Genomic DNA, 18,869 nt, shown 5'->3' on the forward strand with positions numbered 1-18,869 from the left:
GTCAGACCCACTCCGCGGTACCGGACTCACCTCCGCCCGGGACCCTCACGGTGAAGTCCAGTGCGAGCGCTGCCTCCCGTGCCCGCTTCACCGCCTCGGCCTCGTTCGCGCCCCTGGCCCGTACGAAGGCGGCCCGGGACTCGGAACTGTCCAGGCCCCCCACCTCGTCGCCCGTCCCCAGCAGCGCCTCGACGGCCACCACGTCCGGCTGTCCGGCCGCCTCGTCCATCCCGCCGATCGACGCGAGCGTGCCCCGCGCCTGCGGCACCGCGAACCAGATCGCCTCCGGGCGTCGGTCCACGGACGGGTCGGCGAGGGTCCGGCGGATGTCCGCCAGCACCGGCAGGCCCAGGGTCTGGCGGACCACGCAGGCGATCAGGTCCACCCCGGTGACATCCTGGACGAGGTAGGGGATCTCGTCGCCGGCCATCCGTACATGGGTCTCGATGACCCGGGGGCCGCCGGCGGTCAGCACCACCTCGGTATGGGTGATCCCGTAGCCGATCTCCAGGGCGTCGAGCAGCGCCCTGACGTACGTGTGCACCGCCTCGGTCTCCTCGGCGCCGAGTGCGGCGGGGACGACGTGGCCGATCTCGACGAAGCCCACGGGGTCCGAGAACTTGCGGGTGATCGCGACGATCTCGTGCTCGCCGTCCTCGGAGAACGCCTCGACGCTGAACTGAGGTCCCTCGTGGAACCGTTCCACCAGCACTCCCGCGTCCGGGATGAGGGCGAAGTCGGCCGAGGCCCGTGCGAACGCCGCGTCGGCCTCCTCGGGGTCGCGCACCACCGAGACTCCGAAACTGCCCGCGCCCTGGGCGGGTTTCACGACACACGGGGCCCCGTGCTCGTCGAGGAACGCCCGCAGCGCGGCGGCGTCGGTCACCCGGGCCACCGGCGTCGTGTCGACCCCGGTCTCCGCCAGCCGCCGCCGCATCGCGTGCTTGTCGTGCACCCAGGCGATGGTCCGCGGGGTGTGGCAGGGCAGCGCCAGCGCCTCGGCGACGGCCGCCGCCCGGTCCTGATCGCGTTCGCCGAAGGTACCGACTCGGGTGAAGGGGTGGTGGGCGTGCACCGCGGCGGCCAGCGCCGTCCACTCCTCGACGGGCGCTCCGCTGCGCAGGGCGATGACGCGGTCGTGCTGACCGGGGTTGCGGATCTTGGGGACGAGATCCATCCGGCACAGGATCGTGGTGGCGACGTCGGGGCCGCCGGTCTCGCGGATCAGGCCGGGGATCTCCCGCCCGCCGCCGACTATGAGGACGTGTTCGGTCATGACGTCACCTCGGTGGGTGTCGGAGTGTCGGTGGGTGCCGGGGGTTCGAGCGGGGCCGGGGCATCGGCGGGGGACGCGGTGCCGGCGGACTTCGGGGCGGGGGCGTGGTCGCCGTCCTCCGGTGCGGGCGTCGGGCGCGGGCCGCCGGTGGCCCGCAGGCCCAGGCCGGCCAGCAGGAACACCCCGGCCAGCAGCGCCCAGCCGGCCGTTCCCAGCGGCAGCACCACGGCGGTCATCAGCACCGGGCCGACGATCTGCTGGCCCGTGACGCCGAGGCTGAAGGTGGCCAGGTAGCGGGCCCGGGCAGGGGCCGGGGACATGTCGTACGACAGGTTCCAGACCGCGACGGAGTGCACGTTCTCGCCCACCGTCAGCAAGGCCACCGCGATGACCGCGCACGCCACGGCGGGCCAGACGGAGACGTGCTCCGCGCCCGCGAACACCCCGCAGGACAGCAGCAGCGGGAGCAGCGCGAACCAGATGAGCTTCAGCGCGCGGGCGGTGGTGTCCGCGAACTTCGCCACGTACACCTGGAGCAGGACGGTGAGCACGGTGTTCACGGCGAGCAGCACCGAGACCACCGACGCGGGCGCCGAGGTGGCCGTGGTCAGCCACAGCGGCAGCAACAGGAAGAGGACCGAGTCGTGCAGGGACAGCACCCCGTTCGAGACGGTGAACAACAGGAACCGCAGATCGAGGAACGGGCTGCGCACCGGCTCGGGCGCGGGGGCCGGCTCCCGCGCGGACTCGCCGTCCCCGGCGGGCGGCGGCACGGCCTTCTTCGCCGCCCCCGCCTGTCCGGCTTCCCCGGCCGGGGCCTCCAGGCCCCGGCGCAGCCGCTCCACGACCACGGCGATGACGAAGAACGTCAGGGCGTTGCCGAGGAACAGGGCGACGAACGCGGCCCGGTACTCGATCGCCAGCACCGCTCCGGCCAGCAGGAATCCGGCGGTCAGCCCGATGTTGCGCACGGAGCGGATCGACGCCATCGTGCGGGCCTGGTTCTCGCCGCCCTCGATGAGCCCGACCACGACCTGCTGCAACGGCGAGCAGCCTCTGTCCAGTCCGGTGAGGACACAGGTCAGAAGGGCGTACGGCCAGAAGCTGTCCACCAACGCGAAGCCCGCGTAGCCCACGCCCCGGGCGGCGAGGAGGATGACGTACACCCGGGTGGGGCCGACCCGGTCGGCCAGCCGGCCGAGCGGCACCGGGCTGACCAGGCCGATGATGCTCGCGACGGAGAGCACGCCGCCCACCTGCGTGGCCGGGATGCCGACGACGGTGACGAAGTAGAGCGCCGACGCGGCCAGGAACATGCCCGAGCCCACGGAGTCGGCGACGGCCCCGGCGGCCAGCTTCCGGCCCGCCGAAGTCCTGGGCAGGATGGCGAGCGCGAAGCGCAGGAGCCCGGAGGTCTGTCCGGCGCCCGCGTTCGACGGCTGCCGGGTGCGCTCGGTGCTCATGCGACGCCCTCCCCCGCGCGACCGGAATCGGCGGCCCCGGATTCACCCGACACGGACCCGGCCGACACGGGCTCGGCCGATACGGACCCGGCCGCTCCGATCCAGGCCATGAGCTCCCCGGTCCGTCGTACGTGGACGGCGGTGGCCGCCTCCGGCGGGGGCAGCCGCAGCCAGTTCCAGGCGTGCCGGCGGGCCGCGTTGACCAGGTGCTCCGCCTCCGTCCCGCCGCGGGCCGCCGCCTCGGCGAGCAGCACGGCGGTCAGCCGGAGGCGGGCGACACGGTCCACCAGGACCCAGCCGCCGGCCGCCGTGTGCGCGGGATCGCCGCCCACCCACTCCGGGCGGACGGCGGCGAGTCCGCGCAGGGCCTCGTCCGCGATGTCCCACGCTCCGGCGGCCCGGCCCTCCGGCCGCCCTCCGAGCTGCGCGCGCAGCCGGTCGCCCACCGCGTCGTAGCACTCCGGAGCGGCGAGGGCGGTGATCAGCCGGGTGACCAGCCCGTGGGCCGCCTCCAGCGACAGCCCGTCCTGTGCCGGTGACGCCGTCCGGGACCGGGTCCGCACGGCGTCGTCCTCCACCGCCCAGCGCACGCACTCCGTGACCAGCCCGGACGCCTCGTCGGGGACGTCCGCACCGGCCGCCGTCCGCGCCACGGCGGCGCGGGCGGCCGCCAGGTCGATCAGGCGGTCGCAGACCTCCTCGCCCAGCGATTCCTGCCCGGGGCGCGGCAGCGGCAGCGTGGCGGCGGCGGCCTCCAGCCGGGCCACCGCTTCCCGCAGGGCGCGGAGGCCGGGGTCGCCGGTCACACGCGCTCCAGCCAGTGCGCGTACGTCTCGTCGCGGCCCCGCACGACCTTGTGGAAGAGGTCACGGAGCTGCTTGGTGACGGGGCCGACGCCGGATCCGACCGGTCGTTCGTCCACGGAGGCGACCGGGACGATCTCGGCGGCAGTGCCGGTGAGGAACGCCTCGTCGGCGATGTACGCCTCGCTGCGCGGAACGCTGCGCTCGGTGACCCGCAGACCGAGGTCCCGGGCGAAGGTGATCGCGCAGTCGCGGGTGAGTCCGGGCAGGATGCCGTCGCTGACGGGCGGCGTGATGAGTTCGCCGTCGCGGACGAGGAAGAGGTTGGCGGCCGACGCCTCCGCGATGTGGCCGTTCGCGGTGAGCATCAGCGCGTCGTCGTAACCGGCGCGCTGCGCCCCCACCTTGGCCAGCGCGCTGTTGACGTAGGCGCCGGTGGCCTTGGCCAGCGGCGGCACGGTCTGGTGGGAGTTGCGCTGCCAGTTGCTGACGATGAGGCGGCAGCCCTCGCTCTCCGCGGTGTCCCCGAGGTAGGAGCCCCAGGGCCAGACGGCGATGGACATGCGGACCGCGTCGAGTTGTGGGGCGACGCCCATCTCTCCGTAGCCGAGGTAGGCGATGGGCCGGATGTAGCAGGAGTCGTGGCCGTTGACGCGGACCAGTTCGCGGACGGCGTCGACGAGTTCCTCGTCGGTCCAGGACAGTTCCATCAGATAGACGCGGGCGGAGTCGCGCAGCCGGGCGATGTGGTCGCGCAGCCGGAAGACGGCGGAGCCGGTGTCGGTGGCGTAGGCGCGGATGCCTTCGTACACGCCCCAGCCGTAGTGCAGGCTCGGGGTGAGGACGTGCACGGTGGCGTCGTCCCAGGGGACCAGTTCGCCGTCCATCCAGATGTACGGGGTCGGGGTCAGGGGCATGGTGGCTCAGTCTCCTCGTGTGATGGTGCGGTGGGGACCCAGGCTCCGCAGGCGCTGGTCCTCACTGTCGCCCTGGAGGCGCACGGTGTCGGTGAGGGTGCGGTGGCCGTCGCCGGTGAAGCGGAACCAGCCCCGGCGCGGTTCGATGTCGCAGCCGCGCAGTCTCTTGGCCTCGTAGGCGGCGAGGCCGTACCAGATCTCGCGGACGTCGTTGGCCAGGGACCAGCGGACGGTCTCGTGATAGGTGAGGGAGAAGTAGACGCCCCGGGCCCGGTCCGCGTCGAAGCCGGCGGTCCGTGCGTACAGGGCCTGCCCGGACCGGAGGTAGAGGACGAACCCGAGGGTCTCGTCCTCGCGTTCGGCGCTGACCACCATGCAGCTGTCGCCGACGGTCTCGCGGATGGCGTCGAAGTCCCGCTGGACGCGGGCCCGGCCGCCGGGCAGCCCGTACTTGGCCCGCAGGGCGACCTGGAGGTCGACGACGGAGTCGGTGAGCGCGTCGGCGCCGTGCCGGATGACGGTGGTGAAGCCGGCCTCGTGGTAGTCGCGCAGTTCGCGGCGGAGCCGGTTGCGCTTGCGGCTCGTCAGCGCGGCCAGGTAGCCGTCCCAGTCCTGGGCGTTCAGCCGGAGGACGGACTCGGCACCGAGGACGGCCGGGGTGTGGCCGCGGGCTTCGGCGGCCGGTCCGATGAGTGCGGCCTGCTCGTCGGTGGCGTACAGCAGACCGGTGCTGCGGCAGCCGAGCTGCTCGGCCGCGTCGTCGAGCAGCCTCGGCAGTTCGGCGAGCACCTCCCGCCGCTGGGCGGGGGTGCGGTCCGCCGCGTGCACGAGGCCGAGGTGGGAGCCGAAGACGGACAGGGCGAGGGAGGGGTACTGGTCGCGGCGGGCGTCCGGGAGATCGGTGACGAGCCCGTCCCACCGGGTCCGGTCGCCGTCCGGCAGCCGCTCGGGGTCACCGAACGCGCCCAGGTCGCCGACCATCTTGGGCACGTCGTAGAACAGGAGCCCTCCGCCGTCACGGGTCACCAGCAGCGGCGCCAGGGCGACCAGGTCCCCGCCGGGTCCGTACACCCCCAGGTATCGGGCCTCGTGCAGGTCGGTGCGTTCGGTGAACCGCCACCAGCGGTCGTCTTCCCAGATGACCGGCGGCCGGTCCAGGGCGGGGAGGTCGGCGGCGGTGGGCCGGTCCGCCGGGCCGAGGACCCGGGCCGTCAGCGGGCTCACGGGGACACCTCCGCGGTGAGGGCCCAGCCGAAGCCGGCCTCGGCCTCGGCCTCGCTCTTGGCGACGCGGGCGAGCAGGTCGCCCTCCGTGCGCGCGGTCACCAGCCAGGTGGCGACGAAGTCGCCCGACTTGCGGTTGCGGTAGCGCTCGCCGCTCCAGTCCTCGCCCACGTCGGTGAGGACCGTGAAGTCCGTGGTGCCGGCGGGCGGTTGCTCCGGTACGCGGGTGACGCGGCCGTCGCGCGGCGGCAGGCCGAAGTTGGCGACCAGGGGCGCGGAGCGGGCGTGGGCCCGCACGGCGTCCAGGTCGACGGGCAGTCCGCACTCGATCCTGGACCACAACTCCCGTGGGTCCAGGCCCAGTACGATGCGCAGCATGGCGGGGATCGGGGTGCCGCCGACACGTCCGGCGACCTCGCAGAGCACGATCTCCCGCGTGTCGGTCACGAAGAACTCGGCATGCACGAAGAGGGCGGGCGCCGGGGGCAGCGCGGCGATGAGCCGCTGGGTCTGCTCCGTCAGCCGGGCGTGCAGCGGGTCGTCGGCCTCCAGGGTCCAGCTGCCGTTGCCGGAGTCGGTCCAGTGCGACAGGCAGCCGCCGTCGGTGTAGGCGGAGGGGACGGACACCACTGGCTCGCCGTCCACGTGCAGGGCGTCGACGTGGTGGAAGCGGCCGGCCACGAACTCCTCCACCTCGTGGCCGCCGGACCGCACCTGGTCCGCCACGGACGGGACGTCCGCCGGGCCGTCGAGGACGGCCACCCCGGTGGAGCCGGAGCCGTCGCGCGGTTTGACCACGACGGGCCCGGGGTGCGCGGCCATGAAGGCCAGCACCTCGGTCTCGTCCCGGACCGGGGCGAAGGCGGGCACCCGGACGCCTCCGGCGGCGGCGCGCTCCTTCATCAGGACCTTGTCCCGGTAGGCGCGGGCGCTGTCCGGGCGCTGGCCGGGCACGTCCAGCTCCGCGCGCAGGGCCGCGGCCCGTTCCACGTCCACCTCGGCCAGGGCGAGGACGCGGGTGATGTCGTGGCGTTCGCGGAGCCGGCGTGCGGCGTCCCGTACGGCGGTGTCGTCGGTGTAGTCCGCGACCTGCTCCACGTCGAGGAAGCCGGGGCCGGGGTCGGTCCCGCGCGCGGTGACGGCGAGCAGCCGGCCGCGCTCCTCGTCGAGCCAGTCGGCGAACGGGAGTCCGGCGTTGCGGGGGCTGATCAGGATCAGGATCACGTGTCGGCCCCGATTCCGTGGCGGGCGGCGAGTTCCGCGAAGGCGCGGGCGGTGTGCGGGTCGAGCGGGATGCCGTGGGCGGTGCGCTCCTCGGCGATGCGCCGCTGCGGGTCGCCGGGGACCTGTACGGGCAGGGTCGCGTCGACGGCGGGCCGGGTCTGCCGGGTGGTGGTGAGCAGGTCGGTGAGGCCCTCGGTGAAACTGTCCGTCCCGCCGAAGGCCGCCGGGTCCAGGCAGATCAGGAAGTGGCCGACCTGCCGGCCGCGGCCGGGGGCGGACTCACCGATGTGTTCCAGGTGCCAGTCGGCGGGCGAGCCGGTGAGGACGGAGCCCAGCAGGGTGGCGACCATGGCGAGGCCCTGGCCCTTGTAGCCGCCGAGCGGGGAGAGCGCGTACGCCCGGGCCGGGTCGGTGGCGGGCCGGCCGTCCTCGTCGGTGGCCCAGCCGGGGTCGAGGGCGCGGCCGTGCTTGCGCCGTTCCTTGATCTCGCCGAAGCAGACCTGGCTGGTGGCCATGTCGAGGGCGAACTCGTCGCCGCCCGAGGAGGCGGCGAAGCTGAGCGGGTTGGTGCCGTACAGCGGGCGGGTGCCCGAGTGCGGGGCGACGCGGGAGGCGGCGGAGGTGGTGACGATGCCGACGAGGCCCCGGTCCGCGAGGTGGCGGCTGTAGACCGAGGCCGCGCCGAAGTGGTTGGAGTCGCGGACTCCGACGGCGGCCACCCCGTGCACCGGAGCGCGTTCGGCGGCGACCCGGGCGGCGGCCAGCCCCGCGACGACTCCGAGCGCGCCGCCGGCGTCCAGCATCACGGCCGGGCCGGTGTCCCGGACGACGGTGATGCCGGGCCGGGCCGTGGCGATGCCGTCCCGGAGCTCCGCGAGGTACTGCGGGAGGAGGCGCAGCCCGTGGGTGTCGATGCCGCGCAGGGAGGTGTCGGTGAGCGCGGCGGCCACGTCGCGGGCGTCGCCCTCGGGGACGCCCGCCTCGCGCAGGGCGGCGACGGCCACGGCCGTGGCGGTCGTGGCCGTCAGCCGCGTGGCCGCGTCGGCCGCGGGCGGTTCGTGCGCGCTAGTCATGCGCATGCGCCTTCCAGGACAGGGGGGAGTCGGTGAGGGCGGGGTCGTGGACCGTGAACCCCGCGGCACGGGCGGCGGGGAGGAGCGCGTCGTCCGGCCGGACCCACACGGTGCGGGCCCCGGCCGTCACCGCATGGGTGACGGCGGTGCGCAGCAGGGCGGCCACCTCGTCCAAGGTCGCCTCGGCGAGCCGCGGTTCGGCCAGCTGCCGTACGTCGTCGGCGGGGGCGGTGCCGGGCAGCGGCCGCCGCCGTACGCGCACCGAGGCCGCCTCCGTGCCTTCCCGGTATACGGACAGGCGGGTGTCGTCCGGGTCCACCGCCCCGGCGGTGGTGGGCCGCACGGTGAACGCGGGGCCCGTGAAGTCCGGGACGAATCCGGTGCCGGGCACGTCCGGCAGGGTGATCCGGCCCGAGTCGTCCAGCAGGACCCCGCGGCCGGTGTCGACCGCGAGCAGGGCGATGGAGTCGGCGTCGAGGTGGTCGACGTACGGGCCGAGGTGGGCGGTGGCCGAGACCCCGGCGCTGGACTCCGGCATGCAGCCGAGCATCGTGCCGAGCCCGGCGGCGCGGGCGCGGCGCAGCATCCGCAGGGCCGGGGTGATGCCTCCGGCCTTCATCAGCTTGAGGTTGACCCCGTGGAAGGCCTCGGCGCAGGCGTCGAGGTCGTCGGGCCCGGTGATGCTCTCGTCGGCGAACACCGGGATCGGGGAGGCCGCCTTCAGTGCGCGGGCGTCGTCCCAGCACTCGCGGGGGAAGGGCTGCTCCAGGAGCTCGACGCCGAGGCCGGCCATGGCGTCGAGTGCGGCGAGCGTGCCCGGCAGGTCCCAGCCGCAGTTGCCGTCCACGAGGAACGGCGCGTCGGTGTGCTCCCGCAGCGCCCGCAGGACGTGCAGGTCGCCGGGTGCGGCCAGCTTGACCTTGTACGCGGGCCAGCCCGGCCGCTCGCGGAGCTTGCGCACCATGACGTCCAGGGTGTCGAGTCCGATGCTGTAGCTGGAGCGCAGGGTTTCGGGCTCCGCCCCGTCCAGGTGCTTCCACAGCGGTACGCCGGCGAGCCGGGCGGCGAGGTCGTGCGCCGCGATGTCGAGGGCGGCCAGGGTGAACGGCGATTCGGCGAGCAGCGGGGCGAGTACGGCCCAGCTCCCCTCGGGGTCCTCGGCCGGGAGCGTGCGCACGATGTCCGCGACCCGGCGCAGGTCGTCGTGCATGACGGGGAGCGCGGAACGGTAGCGCTCGGTCATGAAGGCGGAGGCCTCCCCGAAACCGGAGACGCCCGCCTCGCGCAGCTCGACGAGCAGGCCCGGCTGTTCGGGGATGGCCTCGCGGGCGCTGCGCCACACGTCGTGGTCGGTGAGTCTGATCTCGTGGACGTACAGCCTCATGCGGCGGTCTCCGGGAACGGTGGGAAGGCGGCGCCGGGCGCGGAGAGCGGCTTGAGGTCGTCGTACCACTGCGCCTGCTCGTCGTAGGCGGCGAAGAACGGCCGTCCGACCCATTCGGGCCTGCGGGCCTGGAGGAAGCTGAGCACGAAGGCCCGCTCGCCGCCGACCTCGGCGGTGCCGTGGATCATCACCTTGCCGGGGCCCGCCGACATGACGGGGCCGCGGGCGGTGCGGGCGAGGCCGGAGACGCCGCGGACCGCCTCCTGGTAGATGTCCAGCGCGCGGGCCAGCGGGAGCCCGAAGTAGTTGCGGGCCCCGGTGTCCCGCTCGACGAACATGTAGTAGGGGACGATGCCGAGTTCGACCTGCCGCTGCCACATCCGCGACCAGGCGGCCGCGTCGTCGTTGACGTGGGCGACCAGGGGTGCCTGGGCGCGGATGACCGCGCCGCTGGCGCGGATCCGGGCGACCGCCTCGCGCACCGCGTCGGTCTCCAGCTCGCGCGGGTGGGAGAAGTGGGCCATGACCGCCACCTGGCGGCCCGCGTCGACGGCCCGGGCGAAGAGCCGTATCAGGTCGTCCGCGTCCGGCCCGGTGGTGAACCGTGCGGGCCAGTACGACAGCGCCTTGGTGCCGAACCTCAGCGTGCGCACGGTCCGCGCGTCGTCGGCGAGCAGCGGCTCCACCCAGCGCCGCAGCACCTCGGTACGCATGATCATCGGGTCGCCGCCGGTGAACAGGACGTCGGTGACCTCGGGGTGCAGAGCGAGGTAGCCGGTCAGGTCGGCCGGGTCCCGCAGCGCCTGGCGCAGCTCGGCCTGGCTGACGAACTGGGCCCATCGGAAGCAGTATCCGCAGTACGAGTGGCAGGTCTGGCCCTGGGAGGGGAAGACGAGCACGGTCTCGGCGTACTTGTGCTGGAGCCCGTCGAGCCGACGGCCCTCCAACGTCGGTACGTTGGCCTCCAGTTGGCCCCCGGGGTGCGGGTTCAGCTTCATCTGGGCCTCGGCCGCGGCCCGGCGGAGCTCCTCGCGGGGTGCTGTGCCGTCCAGCAGGGCGGCCATGCGGTCGAAGACGGCGGCGGGCAGCATGTCGCGGTGCGGGAAGGTCAGCCGGAAGATCGGGTCGTCCGGTGCGGCCGACCAGTCGATCAGCTCGTCGACCACGTACTCGTTGACCTTGAAGGGCAGGACGCTGCCGACCACCCGCAGGTCACGGACGTAGGACTCGGGCATGCCGCGGTCCAGCGCAAGACGGGCGAGGCGCTCGTTCGCGTAATGCCTCACCGGAGGGTCTCTCCTGCGCCGCCCGCGACGTGGGACTTGGACCAGTCGAACTCGACGAGGTCCTGGACGCCCATCCGCTCGATGAGGGTGTGCAGACCGGTGTAGTCGCGCACGAGCCTCTTGCGGCTCGTCTCCGCCCGGCAGTCCGCGAGCATCTCGTGCCCGCCCTCGATCCCGGTCAGGTCCATGACACGATGCCAGGTCGTGTAGTCCGTGGCGACGAAGGCTTCCAGACCCTCGAAGAGCATGTCGCGGAAATAGCGCTGCTTCTCCTCGTCGAGCTTGTCGTGCACCACCTCGGCCAGCACGGCGGAGATGGAGGCGTGACAGTACTCGTCGCGGTTGTGGAGCTTCGCGGTGCTGCTGTTGACCGGCTGGATGTCCGGGTCGTCGGCCAGCAGGTCGAGGTAGGCGTTGATCGAGATCTCCGACACCGTCGCGAAGGCGAGAGTGGTCAGGGACTTCTGCCAGCGCTCGGGGGCCGCGTCCCGCAGCCTCAGGTGCTCGCGGGCGGTGTGCGACATGGGCAGGTCGTTGTCGGGCATGGCCCGGCCGCGCCGACGGCGGGTGACTGCGCTCGCGTTGAGGTGCATGAGCGTGTGGTACTGCTCGTCGACCATCGCCTGGGCGAGCGAGATGTTCAGCGCCTCGTCCTGGAGCATGGGGTACTCGCCCTCCATGACCAGGGCGAACGCCGGGTTGGCCACCTTCTGTTCGGCCATGATGGTGTGCCGGTTGTAGGCGATCCACGCCCAGCTCAGCACCTCGGACTTCTTCGCCGGGTCGAGCGCCCGGTAGGTCGGATGGTCGTGGAAGGGCAGGATGCCCTCCGGGTAGTCGGGCCGGTCGATCTCGAAGAGTTCGTCGAGATCCGGCTCGTCCCGCTTCACGGTGGCCCGCCGGTGCCAGTTGCCGACGAGGCGGCGGATGACGGCGCTCTCGATCCGGTCGTCGGGGTCGTGACGGGGCACGCCCTCGGGAAGTCCCCTCAGTTCCTCCGGCAGGCCGGTGGGGAACTCCTCTTCGAGAGCCGGGTTCTGGGCTGAGTCGATCATGGTTCGCCTTATGGGGAGGACGTTCGGGTGGGATGCGCCCCGTCCGGACACGACGCTGTCGCCCCTGGCCGGGGCGCGGGCGGTGCACGGCAGGCGGGGCGGGAGGGTGCGGGGCGAGCGGGGCGGACGCGGGCCGGGTGGGGCGGTCGGATCGCGGCCTGCGGTCGGGGCCGGTGGGGACGTGGGCCAGGACCCGCCCTTCGGAGCGGGCGGGCCGGCCGTCTCCTGTGCGGTGGGTCGCACGGCTCCGGGCTCCGGACCCGGCCGTCCGGCCGGCCGGACGCTTTCTAGCGCCGGGCCGCCACCCAGTAGCGCGTGAGGTGCCGCTTGGCGTCACGGTAGGCGGAACGGGCGTGCACCATACGCTGGTTGTCCCAGACCAGGACCGAGTCCTCCGGTATGAGCACGGAGACCTTCTCCTGCCGGAAGAACTCCTCGGCCTGCTCGGCGAGATGGACGCCGAAGCCCCCGAGGGGCAGTTCGGAGGCGTCGACCGAGACGTCGACCGGCGGGTCGTACTGGCCGGTGGTGAGCAGGTTGTAGCTGAACCGGAGGACCTCCCGCCCGTCGGCGGCACGCTCCACCACGGGACGCCGCACCCCTTCGGTGCCGACGCCTCCGGTGTTGTGGCCGAGCCACTCGATCTCCCGCTCGTACAGAGCGGCCCGGTCCTCGTCGCTCAGCGAGTCCACGAACCGCCGCATGTCCGCCAGTTCGGTGTGCCCGCTGCCGCAGGTCGCCTGGACGCGGCAGTGCAGGGCCAGATAGCTGGGCGGCGGGTTCCATCCCGGGGCCTCGGTGTGGACCAGGATGGTGTTGACGCTCTTGGAGTAGCGCCGCTCCTCGAAGCCGGGCGCGGCCTTGACCTGGTAGCGCAGGGCGCCGTCGTACTGCGGTACGAGCTCGCCGAACGCGTACAGCGCGGCGGCGGCCTCTTCGTCCGTGCGAATGCCGTCGAGCACGGTATATCCGTGTTCCGCGAGTTCCCAGGTGTGAATATCAAGCACTGTAGACATGTTGGATCCCCAGCATCAACAGATTCCGACGTGTGCCGTGCTCACTCTCAGCCGCTCGATCTTCACCGAGCGCGAGGGGCTCCGCAATGTATCGAACTGTGAGATGGATCACCGGTCGACTGGTGAACCGGGCCGGCAACCAGAGGGCGAACAGGGCGTGTTGCCGCAGATGAGACAGGGGAAGGCCGAAATTTCAGCTATCCACGGAAAGCCGGGGTCAGTCCGCATAACATGCACCGCATGACCGATATCGGAATCCGTCCGGCCGACGCGAACGACATTCCCGCCATCGTCGACATGCTCGCCGACGACGCGCTGGGGGCGACGCGCGAGTCCCCCGACGACCTGCACCCCTACTTCGTCGCATATGAGCGATTGCAAGCGGATCCGAACCAGTTCGTGATGGTCGCCGTCCGCGAGGACCGGGTCGTCGGCACCTTTCAGCTGACCGTCGTCCCCGGCCTCTCCCGCCGCGGCAGCACCCGTTCGGTCATCGAGGGGGTACGGGTGCACAGCTCCGAACGCGGCCACGGGCTGGGACAGCTGATGATCGAGTGGGCCATCGAGGAATCCCGCAAGCAGGGCTGTTCACTGGTCCAGCTCACCTCCGACACGGCCCGCCCGGACGCCCACCGCTTCTACGAACGGCTCGGCTTCGTCGGCTCGCACGTCGGCTTCAAGCTCGCTCTCCAGCCTTAGCACTCCCATCGCGATGGTGTGAGGCGTCGCCGGCGGACGAGTCCGCAGCCCGGGGTGAGGAAGGCTTCGTGGTCGTGGCCGCGGTCGCCCGGCACCACGTCGTGCTGTGCCGTACGGCGACAGCGCTGCGGCGGCCGCGCGTCAGTCGGCCTGTGCTCGGGCGACGACGCTGGTGAGGAACCGCTCCGCCTTCCCGCCCCGGGACCGGACCAGCAGGCGCAGGGGCTGCGGCAGTTGGTGGGGCAGGTCGGTGGGGGCCGTCACCAGCCAGCGCGTGCGCAGCGCCCTTCCCGCCCGGAGGGTGGTGGGGCGGATCGTGTGCTGGGGAAGGGCTTTCCAGTCGTCGGGGACGAGCAGTTGCGGGCTGACGACCGCGGTGGCTGTCGCCGTGACGGTGGTGGTGACCTTCACGGTCCTGCCCGGCTCCACGGGGACGAGGCCTTTCGGCGGTGTCTCGACGGTGAGGGTGAGCCGGGGGTCTTCCGTGCGCCATGACTGACAGGCGGCGACTCCCACGGCGCCGCCCGAGGCGCGTGTGGCGGTGAGTCTGAGGGCGGTGGTGGTGACGGCCCTCTCCAGGAGGATCCGGTTGAGGGTTCCCGGCCGGGGGGCCCGCGGGGTGCGGTGCTGGCCGGGCAGGGGATGCCAACGGCCGTCCTGGCCGAGGTGCTGGAGTTCGTAGGAGTCGGGGGTGCGGACTCCGCCGCCGTCGTCGTAGAAGGAGATCCGCAGGTCCGACACGGGCGTGGGGACGCCGAAGTCCACGGCGAGCCAGTCGTCGGCGTGGGGGCTGCCGTAGTTGGTCCACCGCGATGACGGCGTGTCGATGTGCAGGTCCTGTCCGTCGATGGCCTTGGCCGGGCTGTCGAGGGGGAACGTGTACGAGGCACTCGCGAGAGGATGGCCCTTCTGCTCGACGTTGGCCAGGTCGTCGACCTCGCGGGGCAGGGTGTGCTGCCTGGTCCTGCCGATGGTGAGCGTCACCGGCTCCAGGTCGGCCTGCCGGTGGATGCGCCGGCCGTCCAGCCAGACGCTCAGGCCGGCTCCGTGTCCGTAGTGCCGGCCGCTGCGGTCGAAGAGCACGCTGAGGTTGTGGCCGTGGTAGGGGAGGTTCTCCACGGCGAAGTGATCCCATGCGCGCGGTACCAGCGGCGCGAGGGCGACGGTGGCGTCGGGACGGCAACGGATCCCCAACAGCCCCGACAGGACCAGGTCGTTGAAGGTGGAGTGGTTGTAGTCCTCACTGTGCCCGCGGCCGTCGTAGATCCAGCGGTCCTCGTCGGGGTGGTGCGCCTCGGCGACATACGGCTTGCCGTCCTTGCGGTGGGTCAGGGCGTAGGCGCGGAGCACGGCGTGGTAGTCGGCGCGGTCGACGTGGGGCTGGGCGGGGTAGTCGATGAGGAGGTTGGCCAGGGCGGTGAGCGTCTGGCTGGTGGCGAACGGCCAGCTCGGACCGTTCCAACGGCAGCAGCCCTCGAGCGCCTGGTACATGAACCACGGGCTGCGCCGCTCGACCGTGATGGGACCGAAGGGCGCGGAGAACCCCTCGGGATCGCGCAGTTGGGCCCATGCCGCGGCGTTGCCCGCCGACGCCATGTGGAAGTACCAGGGCAGGAAGCCGATCTGCTCGCGGTCGGCGAGCCTGCGCCGCTCGGGATTCCCGTCGCGCATGACGTGCTTGTAGAACTGGTCCTCCTCGTCCCACAGCCGGCGCTCCTGCTGCACCCGCAGGGCACGGGCCCGCTCGTCGTAGCGGTCGGCCTTCGCCGCGTCGCCCCGGTGGCCGCGGCGCCGCAGGAGCGCGGCGATCGCCTTGGCGTCGCCGTACTGGTAGGCGTTGAGAGTGGGGCGGAACCCCTCACCGCCGTGGTACGGGTCGTCGCTCTGGTAGGAGCTCGCGGTGTACTCCATCGCGTCCCACACCGGTGTCTGCCAGTAGAGGCCGACTTCGTCGTCGAACTGCGGAGCCCATCGCTCCCACTGGCGCTCCAGCTCGTCGAGCAGCTCCAGGGCGTGCTCCCATCTGCCGTCGGTCGACGCCCGGGCCACGACGGCGTCCGCGATCCAGAAGGAGTACTGGTGCGCCCAGTCGGTGGTGTTCTTGTTGAGGAAGTCCGTGGCCGGTTTGGGTCCTGAGCCGCTGCCGCGCAGCCAGTAGCCGATGTAGTCGTCGAGGTAGCGGTGGTCGCGCAGCCAGCGCGCCTCGCGGATGTGGTGAGCGGCGGCGGCGTTGATCCCGCCGTGCGGCGCGGAGTAGCCGACCGGGCCCAGGAACTCCGAGAGGATCCACCCTTCCCGGGGCCCGGTGTACTTCAGGGCGTGCTTGATCACGCGCCACCGGTAGTAGTAGGTGTCCCGGATGGCGGCGTCGGGCAGGTCGACGAAGGGGATGTTCGCCTCGTACCACTCGGTCTCCTGCAGGTCCCCCAGCAGTGACCGGTGGTCCAGGAAGGCCGTCCCGGGACCCACCGCCGGATACACCGGGGACGCGCTCGACCCCTTGTCGGCTGGGGGCGCCTCGCCCGCAGGACTGCCGACCGCACCCACCCGCGCGGCCGCGCCGGGCGGCGCCGCACCGCTCAGGGCCACCGCGCCCAGGGCCGCTGCGCCGCTGTGAAGAAGCCGCCGACGATCGAGGGCCATGCGAGTGCTCCTTCTGCGAGAACGAGTGAACAGGGCTGCCCGAGCATCTGACGGACCGTTCCTGACAGCGTTGTCCGCCAGAGGTTCCGGCACAGACTGCCATGGGTCGGGCCCACAGCTGAAGAGTCTGTGCAACGTTAGAAAGACAGATCCCGCACCCGGCCGGTGCCTTCGCCGAGCAACCGCACGGCTCGGGCATCGGGCCGCTGCCGTACGTCCTCGACACGGTGCCGACCGCAGCGGGGCCCGCCGGGCAAGTCGCGACCCTCGGCGCGACGCTGAAGCACGTCGCAGCAAACGAGGCTCCGCCGAACGGGCCGCATCGACACGGGGCCGCGTCATGCGTCAGGATCCGCGGCGGGTCGGTGAGTTCGCGCAGCCGTCGGCACACCTCGCCGCCGGTCATGACCGGCAGGTCGCGGTCGAGGATCAGTACGTCGTGGTCGGTGCGGCAGCCTGCCCGCTCCTCGCGTCCCGCCGACTGCCGTTGACCTCAACCATGGTTGAGGTATCAGGCTTCCCGCTGAGCCCGAGAAGACCGAAGACCAGAAGACCACAGGGGGCAGGAAAAAATGAAGGCGATACAGGTGACGGCGTTCGGCGGCCCTCAGGTGCTGACTGTGGTCGAGGTGCCGGATGCCGGACCCGGTCCCGGGCAGGTCCTGGTCGATGTGGCGGCGGCGGATGTGATCAACCTCGACACCCATATCCGTGCGGGTGCCTGGGAAAACTTCTTCCCGGTCCCGCTGCCGTACGCCCCGGGAGGCGCGGTGGCCGGGACCATCGCGGCGGTGGGCGCGGGCGTCCCCGGGACGCGGGTCGGTGAGCGGGTCGCCGCCTGGCTGGACGGGGTCAGCGGCGGGTACGCGGAGCGCGCGGTGGCCGACGCGGCGTCCGCGGTGCCGGTCCCGGACGACGTCGGTCTGCGGTCCGCCGCGGCGCTGATGCACGATCTGCCGACCGCACTGCTGCTGCTCGACCTGGCGGAGATCAAGCCGCAGGACCGTGTACTGATCACCGGCGCCGCCGGGGCGATGGGCCTGCTGCTGGTGCGGGCGGCGCACGCGGCCGGTGCGGTGGTGGTGGGCGCGGCGCGAGGTGGGCGGAAGCTCGAACTCGTCCGCGAGCAGGGCGCGGACGCGGTGGTGGACTACTCGGCCGACGGCTGGGTGGAGGCGGCGAAGACGGCCGCCGGCGGAGAGTTCGCCGTGGTGCTGGATGGCGTCGGCGGGGAGTTGGGGACCGCCGCGCTGTCAGCGGCTGGGGACGGTGCCCGGATCTCGACGCACGGGGCGGCAGCAGGCGGATTCGCCCGGGTCGACACGGAGGTCGCCGCTCGGCGGGGGCAGCGGGTGAGCGGGATCGCCGCGGTGCAGATCGGACCGGACCGGGCCGCGGCGGTGCGGCGCCGCTGGGCGGAGGCCCTGCGGACGCGGTCCGCAAAGTTCCAGCCGGTGATCGGGCAGACGTTCGCGTTGGAGGAGGCGAGGATTGCGCATATGGCCATGGAGGCCCGTGAGGCGCCGGGCAAGACGCTGCTGATCCCCTGACGGGGCACGGCTCTGCAGGAGGGATACGGCGCCGAAGCCGGGCACAAGTGCGCGTATCGAGATCGGCCGACCGACGGCGCTCATGGACGAACCGGTGTGGATGAGGGGGGAATGAGTGCGCCGAGCGGACGGCCCAGCCCTCGCCCGGTGGTTGAGGCCGACCGGAGGGGCGAGCCAAGCGGGCGGGGCGGGGGCCAGGCCGGGATGTCGCCGCTCTTCCTCCGGTTGCCGCTGTCCCAGGTGAGGCAGAAGTGACCTGAGGGGAGTTCGTAGGGCGTGGGCCAGAATTTTTGGAAAGGCTCGCCGGTGTCCAGGCTCGCGGCCAGGTCATCGAACAGTTCGAACAGGCTGGACGCCCACTTGGTGGCTGCGATGGCCCCCGAGCCGATGCCCATCTCGTAGACGTGTCCGTAGGTCGGGCCGGGGCGGTGGTCGATGAAGGCGATTCCACCGTCGTTGGGGTGCGCGAAAGGTACCCACTGGTGGGCGTGGCCGTAAAGACTTTCCTCATTGCGCGCATCGCCCGCGATGAGCTCCGCTCCTACGTCGACCAGCCACTCGTGCCGACGGGCGATGTGTTCCGTGTCGTTGAGCCGGTGTCCCAGCGGCAGGAAGGCGCCGGCATGGAAATTGTCACGCTCCGGCTGCACCATGACGCCGTTGTGCCGCTCCAGAAGTGCCCTCAGCTGCGGGTGGAGCGGGAACCTGATGCGCGCTTCGAGCGCCGCGATCTCCTCGGCGGCGGCGGGCGATCGCAGGGCCGCGTGGTCAATGGGAGAGTGCACGCAAAGCCATGACGTGAAACGGTCCCATGACGCATCGAACGCGGCAAGGCCTGTGTCAGTCATGCGGTGACCCTAGCCGCATAGGTTCACCGGTTGGTCTCTCCGGTCTCTGCGCCGGTTCAGGGAGCGATCGTGGCCGCCCAGGTACGGAACAGCGTGAGGGCCTCGGTGAGGTTTCCGGGGCCGCACGCGGCGTGGAAGGTCTTCTCGGCCGTCCAGGCCCAGACCCAGTCCTGCGTGGTGCGGTTGATCTCCTGGTGGGGGTACTCGCGCTCTTCCAGGTCGGTCTCTGCCAGATCGATGCTGACAGTCCAGCCGGGGTTGTCGAGCGTGGCGATCTTCACGCCCCACTCGTGTTCCCAGTCCCCGTTGCACTGCTGCGCGTACCAGTTCTGCAGCCAGTCAAGGAGGGGCTCCGGATCGCTCATGGCAGGAGATGCTAAACGAGTCGCGTGCCGGGCTCGGGCGTGGC

General features: G+C 72.3%; 16 protein-coding genes and 1 pseudogene. 2 read left to right on the plus strand and 15 right to left on the minus strand.

What is annotated here, in order from left to right:
* Position 1: 1 nt before the first annotated feature.
* From JL475_RS21400 to JL475_RS21450, 11 genes are all read right to left on the minus strand, one after another.
* On the minus strand, positions 2-1,276 hold the full coding sequence (locus JL475_RS21400; RefSeq protein ID WP_202279421.1) for an ATP-grasp domain-containing protein: 1,275 nt from the start codon (positions 1,274-1,276) through the stop codon (positions 2-4).
* On the minus strand, positions 1,273-2,739 hold the full coding sequence (locus tag JL475_RS21405; protein ID WP_202279422.1) for an MFS transporter: 1,467 nt from the start codon (positions 2,737-2,739) through the stop codon (positions 1,273-1,275). The genes JL475_RS21400 and JL475_RS21405 overlap by 4 nt, the downstream gene beginning before the upstream one ends.
* Complete coding sequence (locus tag JL475_RS21410) at positions 2,736-3,545, minus strand: hypothetical protein (RefSeq protein ID WP_202279423.1); 810 nt, start codon at positions 3,543-3,545, stop codon at positions 2,736-2,738. The genes JL475_RS21405 and JL475_RS21410 overlap by 4 nt, the downstream gene beginning before the upstream one ends.
* A complete protein-coding gene (locus tag JL475_RS21415; protein ID WP_202279424.1) occupies positions 3,542-4,459 on the minus strand; it encodes a branched-chain amino acid transaminase in 918 nt (305 codons plus the stop codon). The genes JL475_RS21410 and JL475_RS21415 overlap by 4 nt, the downstream gene beginning before the upstream one ends.
* Before the next feature lie 6 nt (positions 4,460-4,465).
* A complete protein-coding gene (locus JL475_RS21420) occupies positions 4,466-5,683 on the minus strand; it encodes a GNAT family N-acetyltransferase (RefSeq protein ID WP_202279425.1) in 1,218 nt (405 codons plus the stop codon).
* Complete coding sequence (locus tag JL475_RS21425; protein ID WP_202279426.1) at positions 5,680-6,906, minus strand: acetyl-CoA carboxylase biotin carboxylase subunit family protein; 1,227 nt, start codon at positions 6,904-6,906, stop codon at positions 5,680-5,682. Before JL475_RS21425 ends, JL475_RS21420 begins: the two co-directional genes overlap by 4 nt.
* A complete protein-coding gene (locus JL475_RS21430; RefSeq protein ID WP_202279427.1) occupies positions 6,903-7,979 on the minus strand; it encodes an Ldh family oxidoreductase in 1,077 nt (358 codons plus the stop codon). Before JL475_RS21430 ends, JL475_RS21425 begins: the two co-directional genes overlap by 4 nt.
* Positions 7,972-9,363 (minus strand): dipeptide epimerase, encoded by a 1,392-nt coding sequence (locus tag JL475_RS21435; RefSeq protein ID WP_202279428.1) that lies wholly within the window; start codon positions 9,361-9,363, stop codon positions 7,972-7,974. Before JL475_RS21435 ends, JL475_RS21430 begins: the two co-directional genes overlap by 8 nt.
* Positions 9,360-10,649 (minus strand): KamA family radical SAM protein, encoded by a 1,290-nt coding sequence (locus tag JL475_RS21440; protein WP_202279429.1) that lies wholly within the window; start codon positions 10,647-10,649, stop codon positions 9,360-9,362. The genes JL475_RS21435 and JL475_RS21440 overlap by 4 nt, the downstream gene beginning before the upstream one ends.
* Positions 10,646-11,704 carry a diiron oxygenase gene (locus JL475_RS21445; protein WP_202279430.1) on the minus strand — a complete coding sequence of 353 codons (1,059 nt, stop codon included), beginning with the start codon at positions 11,702-11,704 and terminating at the stop codon, positions 10,646-10,648. The genes JL475_RS21440 and JL475_RS21445 overlap by 4 nt, the downstream gene beginning before the upstream one ends.
* Positions 11,705-11,991: 287 nt before the next feature.
* The gene (locus JL475_RS21450) at positions 11,992-12,720 is read right to left on the minus strand and encodes a TauD/TfdA family dioxygenase (protein WP_202279431.1); all 729 of its coding nucleotides are present in this window, start codon (positions 12,718-12,720) and stop codon (positions 11,992-11,994) included.
* A 240-nt stretch (positions 12,721-12,960) separates the two neighbouring features.
* Between JL475_RS21450 and JL475_RS21455 the strand changes: the two genes are divergently transcribed.
* The gene (locus JL475_RS21455; protein ID WP_202279432.1) at positions 12,961-13,419 is read left to right on the plus strand and encodes a GNAT family N-acetyltransferase; all 459 of its coding nucleotides are present in this window, start codon (positions 12,961-12,963) and stop codon (positions 13,417-13,419) included.
* A gap of 141 nt (positions 13,420-13,560) precedes the next feature.
* On the opposite strand, the gene JL475_RS21460 is transcribed toward JL475_RS21455, so the two are convergent.
* Positions 13,561-16,062 (minus strand): discoidin domain-containing protein, encoded by a 2,502-nt coding sequence (locus JL475_RS21460; RefSeq protein WP_202279433.1) that lies wholly within the window; start codon positions 16,060-16,062, stop codon positions 13,561-13,563.
* Between the two features lie 346 nt (positions 16,063-16,408).
* A pseudogene (locus JL475_RS41510) lies at positions 16,409-16,510 on the minus strand (response regulator transcription factor); the annotation flags it as partial.
* A gap of 124 nt (positions 16,511-16,634) precedes the next feature.
* Between JL475_RS41510 and JL475_RS21465 the strand changes: the two are divergent.
* The gene (locus JL475_RS21465) at positions 16,635-17,612 is read left to right on the plus strand and encodes a zinc-binding dehydrogenase (RefSeq protein WP_202279434.1); all 978 of its coding nucleotides are present in this window, start codon (positions 16,635-16,637) and stop codon (positions 17,610-17,612) included.
* An 80-nt stretch (positions 17,613-17,692) separates the two neighbouring features.
* Here JL475_RS21465 and JL475_RS21470 read toward each other — a convergent pair whose 3' ends face one another.
* Positions 17,693-18,460: an SMI1/KNR4 family protein gene (locus tag JL475_RS21470; RefSeq protein WP_202279435.1), complete on the minus strand. Its 768-nt coding sequence runs from the start codon at positions 18,458-18,460 to the stop codon at positions 17,693-17,695.
* Between the two features lie 56 nt (positions 18,461-18,516).
* Positions 18,517-18,825 carry an immunity 53 family protein gene (locus JL475_RS21475; protein WP_202279436.1) on the minus strand — a complete coding sequence of 103 codons (309 nt, stop codon included), beginning with the start codon at positions 18,823-18,825 and terminating at the stop codon, positions 18,517-18,519.
* Between the last annotated feature and the right edge of the window lie 44 nt (positions 18,826-18,869).

The organism is Streptomyces sp. M2CJ-2, from assembly GCF_016757295.1.
In the GTDB taxonomy this organism is placed as follows: domain Bacteria; phylum Actinomycetota; class Actinomycetes; order Streptomycetales; family Streptomycetaceae; genus Streptomyces.